The organism is Clostridium sp. AF15-41 (genome assembly GCF_003604095.1).
Taxonomy (GTDB): domain Bacteria; phylum Bacillota; class Clostridia; order Lachnospirales; family Lachnospiraceae; genus Coprococcus.
Window position 1 is genome coordinate 213195 of sequence record NZ_QTMQ01000003.1, and the last position, 18701, is coordinate 231895.

Consider the following 18701-nt stretch of genomic DNA (forward strand, 5'->3'; position numbering starts at 1 on the left):
ATATATAGAAAGAACGAGGAATAACATATGAGTGATTATATTATCAGAGGTATGGCGGCAGATGGACAGGTTCGTTTCTTTGCCGGCACCACAAAGGAAATCGTTGAAACAGCAAGAAGTATTCACAATACCAGTCCGGTTGCTACTGCTGCCCTCGGTCGTCTGCTGACCGCAGGTGCATTGATGGGGGCTGCATGTAAGAATGACTCCGATCTGCTAACGCTCCAGATCCAGTGCAGCGGTCCGATCGGCGGACTGACAGTGACTGCTGATGCGCACTGCAATGTCAAAGGCTATGTCAACAATCCGGAGGTTATCCTGCATGCAAATGATAAGGGAAAACTGGATGTTGCTAAAGCTCTTGATATGGGCGTGCTCTCCGTGATCAAGGATATCGGTTTAAAAGAGCCTTATATCGGTCAGACCCAGCTTGTTTCAGGTGAGATTGCAGAAGACCTGACGTATTATTTTGCAACCTCAGAACAGATTCCAACTTCTGTAGCTTTAGGTGTTCTGATGGAGAAGAACAACACAGTAAAACAAGCCGGGGGCTTTATCATTCAGCTTATGCCATTTGCATCCGAGGAACTGATCTCTGATCTGGAAAAACGTCTGGGTGAATTCACATCCATTACCGCTCTCCTCGACCAGGGTATGGAACCGCTTGACATCGTGAAGCAGATCTTTGAAGGCTATAATGTAGAAGTTACCGATACCATTCCTACGAAATGGCACTGCAACTGCAGCAAGGAGCGTTTCTCACAGGCTGTTATCAGTCTCGGTAAAAAAGAGATCGCAAATCTGCTCGCAGACAATAAGCCGATCGAGGTAAACTGCCAGTTCTGCAACTCGTCTTACACCTTCTCACCGGAGGAACTGGAAAATATGTTGCTTGGCAAATAAAACAGGAAACGCTGATCTGTTCCTATGTGAATATTACAAAAAGAGTTTATCGGTAATGTGAATATGCACACCTATTATTACGCAAAACGCTTGCACTCTATTAAAATTGTTTGTTACATTATCAATATGTTTCAAGGTCGCGTAAAAGTTAAATTGGATGCTTTTTACCTAACGTTCATCTTACCACAAGTATAACAAAGTGGCAATTTTTTCCATTTTGGCAAAAAAATTGTAAAAAACAGCACCAGTCATGACGGCTGATGCTGAAAATGGAATTTAATTCCGTTTTTTCCTACCCTACAAGCAACTCACTCTTCACATGCACCTCATCATCATCGAAAAAATCCGGCTGAAATGTAATAAACTTTAATATATCAGATGGCGTTGCAGTTGGATTGTTTTGTAAGTAATCATTTAATATAAATAAATGTGTTTCTTTTTTCTCGGCGTAATCAATAACACTATCGACAAACTCATAATATGCATCTGGAATTGCATTTAATCTACCGATTAATTCTTCCATAGAATCACCTCTTTCTTGACTTTATTTTCTTTTTTGAATAGATATTGTAATTATTGAATCCGTGATTTTCAAAATAATATCTATATGCTCTATTATCTAATCCATATGAATAATGCACACAATATTCTTGACCATTATATTTGCTATAATTCGTATTAATTTCATGCTCAATTTTAGCTTTCTCATTTGAACTTAAATCATAAGACTTTAGTTCAAATGGCTTATCTAACTCTGTAAAATTCATAATTTCCTTTCTAGTAGTATATCATAAATTATCCGTACATACACCGATTTTTCTTTATAATATCATTATTATAATTCTTTTTTTTAAATCTCAACTGTGTTTTTTATTTATCACTTCTTATTATGGTAACGAGTGATGTCAGCAGCAAGAACATCGGATAAAAAAGCTTCGGCATGATCTGAAAAGCAGAAATGGAATCACCCAGTTCTCCTACCGCGGCAATTGCAACTAACATCTGTGCACCATATGGGATTATTCCTTGAAAGATACAGGAAAAGGTATCAAGCAAAGAGGCAGTCTTCTTCGGAGAGATTCCATATTCCTGTGCCATTTCTCCAGCAATCGGATTTGCCATAACAATCGCTACCGTATTGTTTGCAGTTGCAATATCCATTGTTCCGACTAACAACCCCATTCCGAGCTGTCCGCCTTTCTTTCCGCGAAAGATCCTGTGTATCCAACTGAGAAGTGCATCGAAACCGCCATATTCCCGGATCAGTGCACATAACGCCGCTACTAATATTGCTACCATACAGGTTTCAAACATTCCGGAAACACCGGAGCCCATATTTGTCAGAAGATCAACAGGTGCAGTATGTCCCCATATCAGCATAATAAATGCTCCGGATACAATTCCCGTAAGTAATACGATAAATACATTCAGCCCTATAATTCCACCGATCAACACCAGAACATACGGTATGATCTGCACCAGATTATAAGACTGGCTGACCTGACCCTGTATGTCGGTCTGAAATGAAAGTACAAGAATTAATATCAGCGTTATAACCGCTGCCGGAAACGCGATCCAGAAATTCTCCCGGAATTTGTCTTTCATCTCACATCCCTGTCCATTACATGCCGCAATCGTCGTATCGGAGATAAAAGAAAGATTATCCCCAAACATTGCTCCACCCATAACCGATGCAACACAAAATGCCATATCAAAGCCAGACGCTCTCGACACTGCTACAGCAATCGGTGTTAACAATGTGATCGTTCCAACTGAAGTTCCCATAGCAACTGATACAAAGCAGGCAACAACAAACAAAACCGCTACTGAAAATCTTGCCGGAATCAGTGTCAGCATAAAATATGCTACACTCTCTGCGCTGCTTCTTCCGACTACCCCGACAAACGAACCCGCTGCCAGGAAGATCAACAGCATCGTTATAATATTCTTATCCCCAACTCCCTGTGCCATAATCTCAAGCTTCTTATCAAATACCAATTCCCGGTTCTGGATACATGCGACCAGAATAGCTGCAAGAAATGCCACGATGATAGGCACATTATAAAAGCCCATCGGAATTTTCATCACATATTCAAATATAATCCCAAGTCCCAGATACAATACCAGAAATACACCGATCGGCAACAGTGCGATCGCTCTGCCCTTTTTCTCATTCATTTTAATACCTCTGCAAATCACTTATTTAGCAGGAACCGTTCCCGCCTGTCATACTTTCTAATAATAACATATTTTTGTACAGTTCGGCGCATTTTACCGAATATTTTGGTGTAATTTTCGGCTATCATTTCCATTGAAATGCTTTTTTTCGTATGCTAGAATGGTAAACGTTGTATTGTAAGTAATTTTAATATCATAAAGAAAGAGTGAAAAAAATGAAGATTACCAGAGATGATATCAGAAATGTTGCGATTATTGCCCATGTTGACCATGGCAAAACAACATTAGTGGATGAACTTTTGAAACAGAGTGGTGTATTCCGTGATAATCAGGAAGTTACCGAACGTGTCATGGACTCAAATGATATTGAACGTGAACGTGGTATCACGATTCTTTCCAAGAACACTGCCGTCCGTTATGGTAAGACAAAGATCAACATTATCGACACTCCGGGACATGCTGATTTCGGCGGTGAAGTAGAACGTGTCCTGAAGATGGTAAATGGTGTTATTCTTGTTGTTGATGCTTTCGAAGGTGCCATGCCACAGACCAAATTCGTTCTGAAGAAAGCATTGGAACTGAACCTCAGTGTTATTGTATGTGTAAACAAATGTGACCGTCCTGAAGCTCGTCCTAAAGAGGTTGTAGATGAAGTTCTTGAGCTTCTGATCGAATTGGATGCAAATGACGATCAGCTTGACTGCCCATTTGTATTTGCATCAGCAAAGACAGGTGTTGCTTCTCTTGATCCAGATGAACCGGGTACAGATATGAAGCCACTGTTTGATACCATCGTTGATTATATTCCTGCTCCTACCGGTGATCCGGATGCAGGTACACAGGTTCTGATCAGCACGATCGACTACAATGAATATGTAGGCCGTATCGGTGTTGGCAAGGTTGACAATGGTAAGGTCGTTGTAAATGAGCCTGTTGTTATTGTAAATGAACATGACCCTGACAGAATGTTAAAGGTTAAGATCGGTAAGCTCTATGTTTACGAGGGTCTGAATAAAGTAGAAGTAAATGAAGCAGACATCGGATCGATCGTAGCCATCTCCGGTATTGCAGATGTTAATATCGGTGATACGATCTGTTCTCCTGAAAATCCGGACCCAATCCCATTCCAGAAAATTTCAGAGCCAACTATTTCCATGACATTCATGGTAAATGATTCTCCTTTCGCCGGTAAGGAAGGAAAGTTTGTAACCTCCAGACATTTACGTGACAGATTGTTCCGTGAATTAAATACAGATGTCAGTCTCCGTGTAGAAGAAACAGAGACAACAGAAGCTTTCAAGGTATCCGGTCGTGGCGAACTTCACTTATCCGTCCTGATTGAGAACATGAGACGTGAAGGATATGAATTTGCAGTCAGCAAAGCCGAAGTTATCTATAAGACAGACGAACGCGGTAAGAAGCTTGAACCATTTGAGATTGCATATATCGATGTTCCGGATGAATTTACCGGAACAGTTATTAATATGTTAAATTCCAGAAAGGGTGAGCTTCAGGGTATGGCTCCTACCGGAAACGGTACAACCAGACTGGAGTTCCTTGTACCTTCCCGTGGACTGATCGGTTTCCGTGGTGACTTCATGACCGCTACAAAGGGAAATGGTGTTATCAATACGATCTTTGATGAATATCTCCCATATAAGGGTGATATGAACTATCGTTCACAGGGTTCTCTGATCGCATACGAAACCGGTACTTCTATCACTTATGGTCTGTTCAATGCACAGGAAAGAGGTACACTATTCATCGGACCAGGTGAACCTGTATATGCCGGAATGGTTATCGGTGAAAATGGACGTACCGATGATATCGAAGTAAATGTCTGCAAGAAGAAACAGTTGACCAACACCCGTTCTTCCGGTGCTGATGATGCATTAAAGCTGACACCTCCTAAGGTACTCAGTCTGGAGCAGGCACTTGACTTCATCGATACAGATGAGCTTCTTGAGATCACGCCTAAGAGCTTCCGTATCCGTAAGAAGATCCTTGATCCTACACTTCGTTTCCGTGCTAAGAGAGATGCCGGAAATAAATAAGCATTTATGTTATAATAATAAATATTACAGTAAGACCGCAGGCAGCCTGATCGCTACCTGCGGTCTTTTATTTGTAGGATAACAAGGAAAAGCCCTGTATTTTCATACAGAGCTTTTCTTATCAGATTTATTAATCCTCCCATGGGCGGATTCTGTATTTTGCACCGATCGAATCACAGATTCTCCGGCATTCTTCCTCTTCCTCTTTTGTAATCGTGGTATCTACAGTCGTCATAACTACATTTGGTACATACTTTGTAGAACTTCTTGCAAAGTCAAGCATCGCATCAAAGGATTTATCTCCAAACTTACTTCTGACCAGTTCATGATACCGATCTGCATTCGGCGTATTCAAGCTGATCGATACCGTGTCGATCAGGCCTTCCATCTCCGGTGTGATATCTCTGCCATTTACAAGATTTCCCAGCCCATTCGTATTCAAACGTATCGGCATATGATAAGTCTCCTTTACAAATGCCGCAACCTTCTTCAACACCTCAAAGGCTTCCGTCGGTTCTCCAAATCCACAGAACACAACCTCATTAAACCGGCTCATATCGAATTTTGCAAATTCAGCAATCACTTCTTCTGCTGATGGTTCCCGCTCTAACCACAGACTCTTTGATTCACCAACATGATCCATGTTCTGTCTGAGACAGAATGTACATGCACATGGGCATTTATTTGTCAGATTTACATACAGATTATTATGAACTTTATATAATATCTCCATACTATTCGCCTCCTGTTATCTGGCAAGCTTGTACAGACATTCCTCAAAACACACTCCATCGGTCAATGGAAGCTCCATCTCAACGGAACGTTTGATACATTCTTTAATAAATACACTTGCCTTCTTAACTGATTCTGTAAAATCTACATTATTTACGGCATCCGCCGCAAGAATCGCTGAAAAGACATCTCCGGTACCGGAGCGCGACTCTCCGATCTTCTTTGTCTTCACAACGGTTACTTTTTCATTTTCATAGCAGAAGTTAGCAAGGAAGCTTCCCCGCCTGATTCCTGTTATCACAACTTTTGCCTGTCTGCTCTCTGACTGTGCTGCCAGCTTCTCCGCCATAACTTTCAATTCATCCATATGCCAGTCATCCTTATATGGTGTATCCGTCAGAACACATGCCTCTGTGGTATTTGGAGTAAGGATATCAGCAAACCGCACCAGCTTTTTCATCTGCTGGCACAGTTCGTCTGTATAGGTCGGATATGGTTTGCCATAGTCGCCCATTACCGGATCCACGATCACCTTTGTCTCCGGTCTTTTAAAATCCGTAAGAAACCGTTCCACTATACTGATCTGCTCACTGGAACCCAGGAATCCGGTACAGACACCGGAAAACTGCAGATCCAGCTTCTTCCATTCATCGATATACCTCTGCATATGATCTGTAAAATCTTCATAATAGAAGCTGTCAAACCCCGTATGATTGGAAAAAATCGACGTCGGAACCGGACAGCACTGAACCTTCATTACAGAAATGATCGGCATTGCTACTGCTATAGAGCAGCGTCCAAATCCTGAGTAATCATTTATAACTGCTATCTTTTTCTGGTTATTATGCGAGCCCTGCATATCTTATGCACCTTTCTAACATAAAATCTTGGGTGTATATCAAAATAATCTTCTATCCGGTAATCTATACATAAATACCTGATTTTCTCTGTTACTGTCTTACCTTGATATGAACCTCACGGAGCTGCTGTTCTGTAACCTCACCAGGGGCGCCACACATCAGATCCTGTGCATTTCCGTTCATAGGGAACGGAATGATCTCACGAATATTTTCTTCATTACGAAGGAGCATAATCATACGATCAACACCGGGAGCCATACCGGCATGTGGTGGTGCACCGAACTGGAATGCATTGTAAAGTGCTCCAAACTTTGTCTTCAGATCTTCTTCTGTGTATCCTGCGATCTCAAATGCTTTTACCATGATCTGCATGTCGTGATTTCTGACAGCACCGGATGAAAGCTCGATACCATTACATACGATATCATACTGGTATGCCAGAACATCTAACGGATTCTTCTCATTTAAAGCTTCCAGACCACCCTGTGGCATGGAGAACGGATTATGTGTAAAGATGATCTTCTTTGTTTCCTTATCGTACTCGTACATAGGGAAATCGTTAATATAGCAGAATCTGTATGCATTCTTCTCGATCATATCAAGTCTTGCACCGATCTCATTACGAAGCTGTCCTGCAAAGGAAGCTGCCAGTTCTTCTACATCGGCAATGAAGAAAATAGTATCACCTGCTTTCAGATTTGCAAGCTCTGCGATCTCACTCTTCATATCATCCGGAATGAACTTATCGATCGGTCCCTTGTATGTCATATCGTCCAGAACTTCCAGATATCCAAGACCTCCCATACCGATAGACTGAGCATACTTTAAGAGCTTCTCATGCTGTCCCTTTGACAGTTTCTTCGGTACATTGATCGCACGTACAGTCTTGCCATGGAATGGCTTAAATGTACATCTCTGGAAGAAATCTGTCAGATCAATGATACGAAGCGGATTACGAAGATCCGGCTTATCCGTACCGAATTCTAACATTGCCTGCTTATAGCTGATGATCGGATAAGGAGCCTGTGTTACAACAGAGCCTTCCGGTGCGAATTTCTCAAATGTTGCTGAGAGAACTTCCTCTCCTACTTTAAATACATCTTCCTGTGTTGCAAAGCTCATCTCAAAATCGAGCTGATAGAACTCACCCGGTGAACGGTCTGCTCTTGCATCCTCGTCACGGAAGCATGGTGCGATCTGGAAATATTTGTCAAATCCTGCAACCATCAGAAGCTGCTTGTACTGCTGTGGAGCCTGTGGCAGAGCATAGAACTTGCCTTTAAATTTTCTGGATGGAACAATATAGTCTCTTGCACCTTCCGGTGATGAAGCACACAGAATCGGTGTCTGGATCTCTAAGAATCCCATCTCTGTCATCTTCTGACGAAGGAAGCTGATCACCTGTGAACGGAAGATCATATTATCCTTTACTTTTTTATTTCTAAGATCCAGATATCTGTATTTGAGTCGGACATCTTCTCTTGTCTCCTTGGATGTCATGATCTCAAACGGAACCTGCTTGTATACTCTTCCAAGCACTTCTACGGAATGTGCCTCCAGTTCGATCGTTCCTGTCGGGATCTTTGGATTGTATGTCTCCTCATCTCTGTGCTCGATCACACCTGAGATGGATACACAATCCTCTTTTGTAAGTCCATCTAATAATGAAGTGTCTCTCATAACTACCTGAAGAACACCATACATATCTCTCAGGTCGATGAAGGATACACCACCATGGTCACGGATGTTCTCGATCCATCCTGCCACCTTCAGCTCTGCGCCAACGTCGCCTTCGCTGATCTCATTTAAGGTTCTGTTACGATAAATGTTTGAAATGGTCATTGTCTGCATTATCTCCTTTGACTGATTTTTATATTTCACAGGTTGCATAAAAAAAGAACTATGCCTGCCCTGCATCCAGGACGAACATAATTCATATCCGCGGTACCACCTGATTTACTGTCTCTTATCTGACAGTCCCTTTCCTTGTTTCACGCACAATTGCGGCGCACCTACTACTGTGAGATCCATTTCGCAGAACAACCATCTCGCATTTTCCGGTCATCTCTGCAAATGTCTTCTTCACGGGTTCAGCTTGCAGCTGTTAGAGTGTTATTCACGCTTATTCATTCTGCCGGATTCTCACCACCGCCGGCTCTCTGGGAGCGATAAAAAGCGCTACTTCTCTCCGTCTTCGCCTTTTCAATGTGTCAATTATATAGCAGGGAAAATGGCTTGTCAACGGACTTTTCTTAAAAATACAACCCCATTCAAAAAAAAATACTTGCCACATAAAAACAATTATGCTAGTATTGCTTTAAACCGTTGAAGGAGAGTAAGTACATGATGTGACAAACATCCCAGAGAGCTGCCGCCGGTGGAAGGCAGTATGTTTTCCATGATGGAATGGACTCCCGAGGGCAAGCTGAACGATGTGGTACGATCCCTGTATATGCATTCTGTATGTAAGCCGGAGATGATACTCCGTTAAGAACGAGATATCTGTAATGTATGTATTTGCAGACAATGAGCGGGCGTATCTGATACGTCAAGCCGGGTGGCACCGCAGGAAACAGTTTCTAATGAACAATCTCCTGTCCCAGCATTTTTATACTGGGGCAGTTTTTTTATGTCTTAATATCTATCACAAATCCATGCAAAATTCTTTGCCCACAAGGATGATGATTTTGCAAAATGCATGACATTATAAAATTCCCCGGAACATATTTATATATCCCATCAAAGATAACCGGGATAACTTAAACTATTTATACAAATGAATCAAGCATTGGAGGGTTATGATTATGAAAAAAGATGCAAACATTCCTTACAAAATCTATTTAAGTGAAAACGAGATCCCAAAAGAGTGGTATAACGTACGTGCCGATATGAAGAACAAGCCGGCACCTCTGTTAAATCCGGGAACACTTCAGCCAATGACAGCCGATGATCTTCGTCCTGTATTCTGTGACGAACTGATCGCGCAGGAGCTGGATGACACCACTCCATACATCCCGATTCCACAGGAAATTCAGGACTTCTATAAAATGTACCGTCCTGCTCCACTGGTTCGTGCATACTGTCTGGAAGAAAAACTGCAGACACCAGCTAAGATCTACTACAAATTTGAAGGAAACAACACAAGCGGCAGCCACAAATTAAACTCCGCTATCGCTCAGGCTTATTATGCTAAGCAGCAGGGTTTAAAGGGTGTTACAACCGAGACCGGTGCCGGTCAGTGGGGAACCGCCCTCTCTATGGCATGCTCCTACTTTGGTCTGGACTGTCAGGTATATATGGTTAAGGTTTCCTATGAACAGAAGCCATTCCGTCGTGAAGTTATGCGTACCTACGGTGCAACCGTAACTCCATCTCCTAGTACCACAACAGAGGTTGGCCGTAAGATCCTTGCTGAGCATCCTGGAACAACCGGAAGCCTTGGCTGTGCCATCTCAGAAGCTGTTGAAGCAGAGTCCAAGCAGGAAGGCTATCGTTATGTACTCGGAAGTGTACTGAATCAGGTATTACTTCACCAGACTGTTATCGGTCTTGAAACAAAAGCAGCACTTGACAAATATAACATCACACCGGATATCATCATCGGATGTGCCGGTGGCGGTTCAAACCTCGGTGGTCTGATCTCCCCATTTGCAGGCGAGGTTCTCCGTGGTGAAAAGAACTACCGGATCATTGCTGTAGAACCGGCATCCTGCCCAAGTCTGACAAGAGGTGTCTATGCCTATGATTTCTGTGATACCGGCAAGGTATGTCCACTGGCAAAGATGTACACCCTCGGAAGCGGATTCATTCCTTCACCAAACCATGCAGGCGGACTTCGTTATCACGGTATGAGCCCTGTTGTATCCCAACTCTATCATGATGGCATCATCGAAGCCAGAAGCGTTGAACAGACGGCAGTATTTGAAGCAGCAACCCAATTTGCAAGAGTGGAAGGTATTCTTCCTGCTCCTGAAAGCAGCCACGCGATCCGTGTCGCTATCGACGAGGCACTGAAATGTAAAGAAACCGGCGAAGAAAAGACGATCGTCTTTGGTCTGACCGGAACCGGCTACTTTGATATGGTGGCTTATGGCAAATATAACGATGGTGAGATGAGCGATTATATTCCTACCGACGAAGATCTGAAGGCAGGTTTTGACGGAATCCCTCATTTTCCTGGAAATGAATTCTAAACTTCCCCTATAAAAAAGGAAGCTGGCAATACATATTATTACGCAAGACGCTTTCGCTCTATTTCTCATGTAGCGGTACTAAAGTTCTCCACTTCGTGGCTCACTAAGTATCGACATTCGAAAAGGCTTGCTCCATAATAGTATTGTCAGCTTCCTTTTTCTAGTATTCAACTTATAGGCTATGTTTGCAACAGCTTCCGGACTTCGGTGTTGTAGGTATCCGGATCGTTGGCTTTGCGGATCTTTTTTAATATCTTCTGCTGGTCGGGAGCTTCAAAAAGACATTCCATAAACGACCACAACTCTTTCATCTTAAACATGACATTTCTCGCCCCAAGCCCTGCTTCCATATAACCGGCAAACAGTTCATCGTGGAATGCCAGAAGGATTCCTGCGTTATAGCAGCACCTCTGTTCTGCAATCTCCTGTGGAAGAAACGGATTTCCTATGATTCCACGTCCGATCATGATCTTATCAACCTGTGGATATCGTTTCTGAATATTTTTATAGCCGGCTGCATCGGTAATATCACCATTATAGCAAAGGACACTTTCTGTCTGCTCTCCGTATCGTTCTACTGCCAGATCGAACATAGCAAGATCTACGCTGCCACCATAATAATCTTCTCTGGTTCTTGGATGAATGATCACTTCGGTAAATGGATATTTCATTAATACATCCAGTATATCCGGGAATTCATCTGCAAATTCCATTCCCAGTCTGGTCTTTACCGATATTTTGCAGATATCGGCTGCAAATATCTCCTCAAGGAAATGGTCCAGCTTTGTGGGATCTGCCAACATCCCTGAACCTTTTCCTTTTGAAACAACCGTACCGGAAGGACAACCCATGTTTATATTGATCTCATCATATCCCATATCAGTTAAAGCTTTTGCCGCTTTTATAAAGCCTTCTGAATGATTCGTCAGAATCTGTGGGATCACCATTATGCCCGTATTATGTTCAGGGCGAACATCCGCCAGCTCACGATGTCTGAATGGTTTCCCCTTTGCAGGAGCTATAAAAGGCGTAAAATACCGATCGATTCCTCCAAAATATTTCTGGTATGCATTTCTGTATATATATCCGGTTATCCCCTCTAAAGGTGCCAGATAGAGCATCTTAATTCTCCTTCCAATTATTAAAACATATGTCATCATGATAATCGCAGACACAGACTTCTTATACTTTTATGTCATCACAGCAGTCGCCAAACTCAGTACTCAAATATAGCCAGTGATATATGTTATCTGCATATTCTCACCGGCTATATTCTAACTTATATTTCTATTAAATACTTTTATTACTCTACGCTGTAGTTTGGAGCTTCCTTTGTGATATGAATATCATGTGGATGACTCTCTTTTAATGATGCTGCTGAGATCTTAACAAACTCTGCTTTCTCATGTAATTCAGGAATATTATGAGCACCACAGTATCCCATACCGGAACGAAGTCCGCCGATCAACTGGAATACAGTATCTTCAACAGAACCCTTGTATGCAACACGTCCTTCTACACCTTCCGGAACAAGCTTCTTTGCATTCTCCTGGAAGTATCTGTCCTTGCTTCCATTCTCCATAGCTGCGATAGAACCCATACCTCTGTATACCTTGTACTTACGTCCCTGATATAATTCGAAGTCACCAGGAGCTTCATCTGTACCTGCAAATAAGCTACCCATCATACATACATTTGCACCTGCTGCAATTGCCTTTGTGATATCTCCTGAGTACTTGATACCACCATCAGCGATAACAGGAATACCTGCATTCATAGCTGCATCATATGCTTCCATAATAGCTGTGATCTGTGGTACACCGATACCTGCAACAACACGGGTTGTACAGATAGAACCAGGTCCGATACCGATCTTAACTGCATCTACGCCCATATCGATCATTGCCTGTGTACCGGCCTTAGTAGCTACGTTACCGGCGATAACCTGAAGATCCGGATACTTCTCCTTTACCATCTTGAAAGTACGAAGTACGTTTGCTGAATGTCCATGTGCTGTATCAATAACGATCGCATCAACCTTTGCTGATACAAGTTCAGCAACACGATCCAGAATATTTGCTGTACATCCAACGGCTGCTGCACAGAGAAGTCTTCCCTGTGGATCCTTAGCAGAATGTGGATATTTGATCGTCTTTTCAATATCCTTAATTGTGATAAGTCCTTTTAATCTGAAATCATCGTCAACGATCGGAAGCTTTTCTTTGCGAGCCTTTGCAAGAATCTTCTTTGCTTCCGGTAATGTAATGCCTTCCTTTGCTGTGATCAGACCTTCTGAAGTCATTGACTCGCTGATCTTCTTGGAATAATCTTCTTCAAACATCAGGTCACGGTTTGTAATGATACCGACTAATTTGCCATCCTCTGTGATAGGCACACCTGAAATTCTGAACTTTGCCATAAGTGCATTTGCATCGGCAAGTGTATGCTCAGGAGATAAATAAAATGGGTCAGAAATTACACCATTCTCAGAACGCTTAACCTTATCTACTTCCTCTGCCTGCTCCTCGATTGACATATTTTTGTGAATAACACCGATACCACCCTGACGAGCCATAGCGATAGCCATTCTGTGCTCTGTTACGGTATCCATACCGGCACTCATAAGAGGAATCTGAAGCTGTATTTTCTTTGTTAAGTTAGTTGTTAAATCCACGTCATTTGGAAGCACCTCAGAATATGCAGGTACTAATAATACGTCATCAAATGTAATTCCTTCGCCTATGATCTTACCCATTTTTTTCTCTCACTTTCTTTTTTTTATTTGTAAGTTGATATAACAGGAGCATTCAAACGAACGCTCCTGTTATATCCAAAATATATGATGCTATGCTATCAAATAACCTATTTAATGTCAAGATTATTTATTACCAAAAAATTTCTTTTTTATGAGGAATTATCAGTTATCTTTAATTTTCTGCTACCGGAGCCTGATAAATAAACGCTTCCGACTTTCCGATATCAATGCTGTCATCACCAACCTGAGCAACATAGACTTCCTCACCATCGTCAAACGTGATATCAGGAATAAACAGAGTATTCCGGTCTATATAGATTGTTTCCTTCTTGAATCCGTTGTTGATCCAAACAAAACTGCATTCATTGAAATTCTCACCCTTGATATAATATCCATGGAGCTGCTCCGGCGCTTTCTCCGGGTCATCGGACAATTTCTGATAATCGCCTTCTTTTATATCCGTAATATAGATTGGTTCTACACCATACTGCATATCGGTAGGCTCATATGGCCAGCCATCCGGATACATATATCGCTTACCGTATAACATATCATATTCTACATTCCACATTACATCGCTGTATTCAGGATCATCTTCGCTGTAAAGTGTATGCACCTTCTGCATGGCACTCTTTTCAAGTCCGATCACATCAAACAGCTTCGTACTCAGATCATAAGCCGGAATGTCTTCATCTTTATCAATGAAATGCTTCATATTGCTCCATATGAAATATTCCGTCTGGTACAAATTTCCATTCTCTACGTCATCATTTGTCAGTTCAAATCCCGGTAAATGATCACCATACATTACCAGTACTACATCTTCATCATAATTCTTCAGTTCTTCAATTAAATCCTTGATAAATTCATCCATCTCATGAAGCTGATTGCAATAATATGTCCATTCATTGTCCAGTTCTTCACTTCCCGTACCTGTTACTTTTACCGGATAGGAATAATTCTCATAATCTAATTCACTCGGATATCTTCCATGTCCCTGAACGCTGACCGTGAAGATAAAATCCTTGTCCTCTGTAGATTTCAGGGTCTTCATGATCTCTCCGGTCAGTACATTATCCTTTTCCCAGTTTTTCTGGGTATGCTCTACGTCATACATGTATTCCATAGGGGTAAATGTATCAAAGCCAAGATTCTTGTATACGACATAACGGTCATAGAATGTACCGTCATGGTTATGCATCGCATGAGTAGAATAACCAAGCTTTTTAAACTGTGTCGCCATCGTCTCACAGGTTGTACTTCCAAGTACCGTCTTATATGGATATTCACCGGCACCGAAGTATGCCACATCAAATCCGGAAAGCACCTCAAATTCCGAATTTGCCGTTCCCGCTCCGATTGCAGGCATCGTAAGGAAACCTGACGAACATTCTTCTTTTAATTTTGTGAAATTCGGAATCGGATTCATATTAAAAGATAATTCTTTTACATATGATGGATCCATGAAGGATTCCAACTGAACTACAATTACGTTTGGCTTTCTCTTTGCAAATTTTGCTCCCGAAGCTTTCACCGTATCCAGATCATCCTTGATCTCAAGCATCTTTTCTTCACTGTAATCTGACGGCTCACTGATTCCGACATCCACTACACTGTTTGAAAAGCAATATACAAAACCATATTTATCGTATGCTGTTGCCAGATTTGCAAAGTTATCCGAGATTGCCTGTGCATTTAATGCAATCTTTGTAAACAGCATAACCATACAGAAAGATGCAACGATCAGAACCGTTGTACGGATCCTGTAAATATTTCCCTGGATTGTCGGGGACTTTAAGAACAATATGATAACCGCTGCCAGTGCAACAAATAACGCTACACCGATGAATACAATCTGCCATACTGAGAAATACTTATCAATGATAGTGATCGTATTTCTCGCCATCAGCATATCGATCGCTGAAAACGGAGTGATACGAAAACCTAAAACAATACAGTTCGTTACACCACAAAGCAGCCATGCAAATGAAATAATACCATAACCAAACACTCTCTTACGCATCAGCAGTGCCAATGTCAAAGTAAAAAAGATAATGGAACAGTTATACAGAAACACCAATGGTTCATTCACAATATATTTCATCGTATTGATAAATGAGTGTCTTCCCAATATCTCCAAAATAATATCCAGCACAATTGCAATCGCAACACACTGGAATATAGCTGTACTACACAATTTCTTCAATTTGTCTTTCATCTAAAACTCCATTCTGCCGTGATTCGGCAACCACTAACCAAATACTTAATGCAATCCTGTTATCTTATTCATAAACCGGTAATTTCAGAATAAGATTAAATCGGTTTCATTATAGCATTCCTTTCTTTTTATTCAATCCGCAAATTTTACAAATAATTACCTCATTTTTTCATTTTTTGCGTAATTTTTACTTACTTTTCTTCTATCTATATCTTTGGGAATGCTTTATATGATGGGAAAATATCATATTTCGAAGGAAACTACAATAAAACAATTATTAAATCTTCTTTAGGATTATTAAGAAGAAGCCCGGCGTTCCAGCATCGGGTCATCGAAAGTCAGTCGTCTATGCTACTGTTTTTCTGATAAATGGCAGTGGCTCATATGGTTGGTTTCAAAACCTTTGCTACATAAAAATAGGAAGTCTTAAATAAGACTTCCTATAAAATAATAAGAGCGCGAGACGGGGATCGAACCCGCGACCCCCTCCTTGGCAAGGAGGTGCTCCACCGCTGAGCCACTCGCGCATTTTCCATTGTTGTGATTTATTTGCCTCACAACAATGGATATGTTATCATAAGACGTTGTTTCTGTCAACAACTTTTTTCAACTTTTTTAAATATTTTTTTCACGCAATGAATTACCGCATTGAGCCTAGTTGTTTTCATCCTCTGAAGGTGCTTGAACAGACTCATTTTCAATGGTCTGCAACTGCCCTTTTGCTCTGCGAACATAGCCAACGATGAGCACAACTGCACCAACTAAAAAGCATGCAAATCCAAGAAGCTGTGATACACGGATACCGGAATTGCCAATCATTAAGGAATCTGTACGAAGTCCTTCAATGATACATCTTCCAAGGCCATAGCCTGCTACATAGATAAATGCGAATTCACCTGTAAACTTCTGATGCTTTCTATATATAAGAAGAAAGATCAGCAACATCAGATTCCAGAGTGACTCATACAGGAACGTAGGATGTACTGTTATACATTCCATACCATGAAGTGTCTGTGTATTTGCAAGCATAGTATCTGAGATCACTCCACTGTTGATCAGACTGTTTAGTGTTCCTTCATGTCTGTAATAATCAAGAGGGATTCCCATCGCAAATACAGAATCTGTATACGCACCAAACGCCTCCCTGTTGAAGAAATTGCCCCAGCGTCCAAGGATCTGTCCGATCAGCAGACCAAACGTTGCTGTGTCGGCAAGCCGAAGCACATTTACCTTCCGCTTCTTCGCAAAGATGCATCCGGTAATAATACCAGCAATTACACCACCATAGATTGCAAGTCCGCCACCTCTGATATTTAACATACCAAGGATGGTTTCTTTTACATTTCCCGCCACTATATACTGATCCAGTCGGAACAATATATAATAAATTCTTGCGCCTAAGATTACCGGAATGATCAGGATCAGGATAAAGTCCAGATACATTTCCGGATCCTGTCCTGTTCGTTTCGCTTCATTTGTCACAAGGAAGTAGGCAAGGATAAATCCACACATAATGATGATACCATAAAACCGGATCTCAAAGCTGCCAATGGATATATGATCACCTACATGCTTCAGGAAGATTCCCAAATGCGGAAAGATAATACTGTTAAAATATTCTGAAATTGTTTCCATTTTTTTGTTATCTCCTAAAGGAAGCTGTTTTATACATTGAACTTAAAGAGGATGACATCTCCGTCCTCTACCACATATTCTTTACCTTCCTGTCTTACCAGACCTTTTTCTTTGGCAGCTACCATATTGCCACATTCCATAAGATCTTTATAGCTTACAACCTCTGCCTTGATGAATCCACGCTCAAAATCAGAATGGATCTTGCCGGCTGCTCCCGGCGCTTTTGTTCCCTTCTTGATCGTCCATGCTCTGGATTCTGTCTCACCGGCTGTCAGATAACTGATCAGTCCAAGCAGTGAATAGCTTGCCTTTATCAGTTTATCAAGACCGGATTCTTTTACTCCAAGATCTTCCAAAAACATTTTCTTTTCTTCGTCATCCAGTTCTGCCAGCTCCTGCTCGATCTGTGCACAGACAACAAATACTTCTGAATCAAATTCTTTTGCATATTCTTTTACTTTCTGAACATGCTCATTTGATGCTCCATCATCTGCTACATCGTCTTCGCTTACATTTGCTGCGAAAATAACCGGTTTCCATGTAAGAAGGTTGTATTCCTCGATCCAACCCTGTTCGTCCTCATCTGTTACTTCAAGAGTCTTTGCAAGCTTGCCTTCCTCCAAATGCGCTTTGATACGCTGCTGGAAATCCAGCTCCTTTGCAAGCATCTTATCATTTCTTGCACCTCGTATCGTCTTTGCTATTCTACGATCCAGAACTTCGATATCGGAAAAGATCAGCTCCAGATTAATCGTTTCAATATCACGGATCGGATCAACCGAACCATCTACATGAATAACATTTGTATCTTCAAAGCATCTGACAACATGAACGATCGCATCTACCTCTCTGATATTTGCAAGGAACTGGTTTCCCAGACCTTCGCCTTTGGATGCGCCCTTTACGAGTCCTGCGATATCTACGAATTCAATAACTGCAGGAGTGGTCTTTGCTGAGTGATACATCTCTGTCAGCTTGTCTAACCTCTCATCCGGTACTGCAACGACACCTACATTTGGGTCGATGGTACAGAATGGATAGTTTGCTGATTCTGCACCTGCTTTTGTCAGAGAGTTAAATAATGTACTTTTTCCAACATTGGGAAGTCCAACTATGCCTAATTTCATTTTATATATTTCCTCCTTAAAAACCTTGATTTTATGCGGCTTTGCA

At 41.5% G+C, this 18701-nt stretch carries 14 protein-coding genes and 1 tRNA gene; 3 read left to right on the forward strand and 12 right to left on the reverse strand.

Annotated elements, in window-relative coordinates; genetic code table 11:
- Positions 1 to 27: 27 nt before the first annotated feature.
- Positions 28 to 903 (forward strand): Hsp33 family molecular chaperone HslO, encoded by an 876-nt coding sequence (gene hslO, locus DWW43_RS03610; RefSeq protein ID WP_008401816.1) that lies wholly within the window; start codon positions 28 to 30, stop codon positions 901 to 903.
- 292 nt (positions 904 to 1195) lie between these two features.
- On the opposite strand, the gene DWW43_RS03615 is transcribed toward hslO, so the two are convergent.
- The 3 genes from DWW43_RS03615 to DWW43_RS03625 all read right to left on the reverse strand — a co-directional run bounded on the left by DWW43_RS03615 (position 1196) and on the right by DWW43_RS03625 (position 3081).
- A complete protein-coding gene (locus DWW43_RS03615) occupies positions 1196 to 1426 on the reverse strand; it encodes a hypothetical protein (RefSeq protein WP_119962745.1) in 231 nt (76 codons plus the stop codon).
- A gap of 4 nt (positions 1427 to 1430) precedes the next feature.
- On the reverse strand, positions 1431 to 1670 hold the full coding sequence (locus tag DWW43_RS03620; RefSeq protein WP_119962746.1) for a hypothetical protein: 240 nt from the start codon (positions 1668 to 1670) through the stop codon (positions 1431 to 1433).
- Positions 1671 to 1773: 103 nt separating this feature from the next.
- Positions 1774 to 3081, reverse strand: coding sequence for a Na+/H+ antiporter NhaC family protein (locus DWW43_RS03625; protein ID WP_119962747.1), 1308 nt, complete (start codon positions 3079 to 3081; stop codon positions 1774 to 1776).
- 215 nt (positions 3082 to 3296) lie between these two features.
- Between DWW43_RS03625 and typA the strand changes: the two genes are divergently transcribed.
- Entirely contained in the window at positions 3297 to 5135 is a 1839-nt protein-coding gene (typA, locus tag DWW43_RS03630; protein ID WP_008401819.1) for a translational GTPase TypA, read from the forward strand.
- 130 nt (positions 5136 to 5265) lie between these two features.
- On the opposite strand, the gene DWW43_RS03635 is transcribed toward typA, so the two are convergent.
- From DWW43_RS03635 to aspS, 3 genes are all read right to left on the reverse strand, one after another.
- A complete protein-coding gene (locus tag DWW43_RS03635; RefSeq protein WP_117785488.1) occupies positions 5266 to 5868 on the reverse strand; it encodes a TIGR04100 family radical SAM protein in 603 nt (200 codons plus the stop codon).
- Positions 5869 to 5883: 15 nt separating this feature from the next.
- On the reverse strand, positions 5884 to 6726 hold the full coding sequence (locus tag DWW43_RS03640) for a pyridoxamine kinase (protein ID WP_119962748.1): 843 nt from the start codon (positions 6724 to 6726) through the stop codon (positions 5884 to 5886).
- A 91-nt stretch (positions 6727 to 6817) separates the two neighbouring features.
- Positions 6818 to 8569 (reverse strand): aspartate--tRNA ligase, encoded by a 1752-nt coding sequence (aspS, locus tag DWW43_RS03645; protein WP_021943673.1) that lies wholly within the window; start codon positions 8567 to 8569, stop codon positions 6818 to 6820.
- 962 nt (positions 8570 to 9531) lie between these two features.
- Between aspS and DWW43_RS03650 the strand changes: the two genes are divergently transcribed.
- On the forward strand, positions 9532 to 10920 hold the full coding sequence (locus DWW43_RS03650; protein ID WP_119962749.1) for a TrpB-like pyridoxal phosphate-dependent enzyme: 1389 nt from the start codon (positions 9532 to 9534) through the stop codon (positions 10918 to 10920).
- A gap of 179 nt (positions 10921 to 11099) precedes the next feature.
- Here the strand turns inward: DWW43_RS03650 and DWW43_RS03655 are convergent, their stop codons facing one another.
- The 6 genes from DWW43_RS03655 to ychF all read right to left on the reverse strand — a co-directional run bounded on the left by DWW43_RS03655 (position 11100) and on the right by ychF (position 18655).
- Positions 11100 to 12041, reverse strand: a complete 942-nt coding sequence (locus tag DWW43_RS03655) for a tRNA-dihydrouridine synthase family protein (RefSeq protein WP_243100180.1) — start codon at positions 12039 to 12041, stop codon at positions 11100 to 11102.
- Between the two features lie 182 nt (positions 12042 to 12223).
- Entirely contained in the window at positions 12224 to 13675 is a 1452-nt protein-coding gene (gene guaB / locus DWW43_RS03660; RefSeq protein ID WP_008401827.1) for an IMP dehydrogenase, read from the reverse strand.
- A gap of 172 nt (positions 13676 to 13847) precedes the next feature.
- Complete coding sequence (locus DWW43_RS03665; RefSeq protein ID WP_119962750.1) at positions 13848 to 15893, reverse strand: LTA synthase family protein; 2046 nt, start codon at positions 15891 to 15893, stop codon at positions 13848 to 13850.
- Positions 15894 to 16348: 455 nt separating this feature from the next.
- Positions 16349 to 16420 (reverse strand) — tRNA-Gly (locus DWW43_RS03670).
- A 127-nt stretch (positions 16421 to 16547) separates the two neighbouring features.
- Positions 16548 to 17528, reverse strand: a complete 981-nt coding sequence (lgt, locus tag DWW43_RS03675; RefSeq protein ID WP_117807323.1) for a prolipoprotein diacylglyceryl transferase — start codon at positions 17526 to 17528, stop codon at positions 16548 to 16550.
- Between the two features lie 29 nt (positions 17529 to 17557).
- Positions 17558 to 18655 carry a redox-regulated ATPase YchF gene (gene ychF, locus DWW43_RS03680; RefSeq protein ID WP_117807322.1) on the reverse strand — a complete coding sequence of 366 codons (1098 nt, stop codon included), beginning with the start codon at positions 18653 to 18655 and terminating at the stop codon, positions 17558 to 17560.
- Positions 18656 to 18701: the final 46 nt, after the last annotated feature.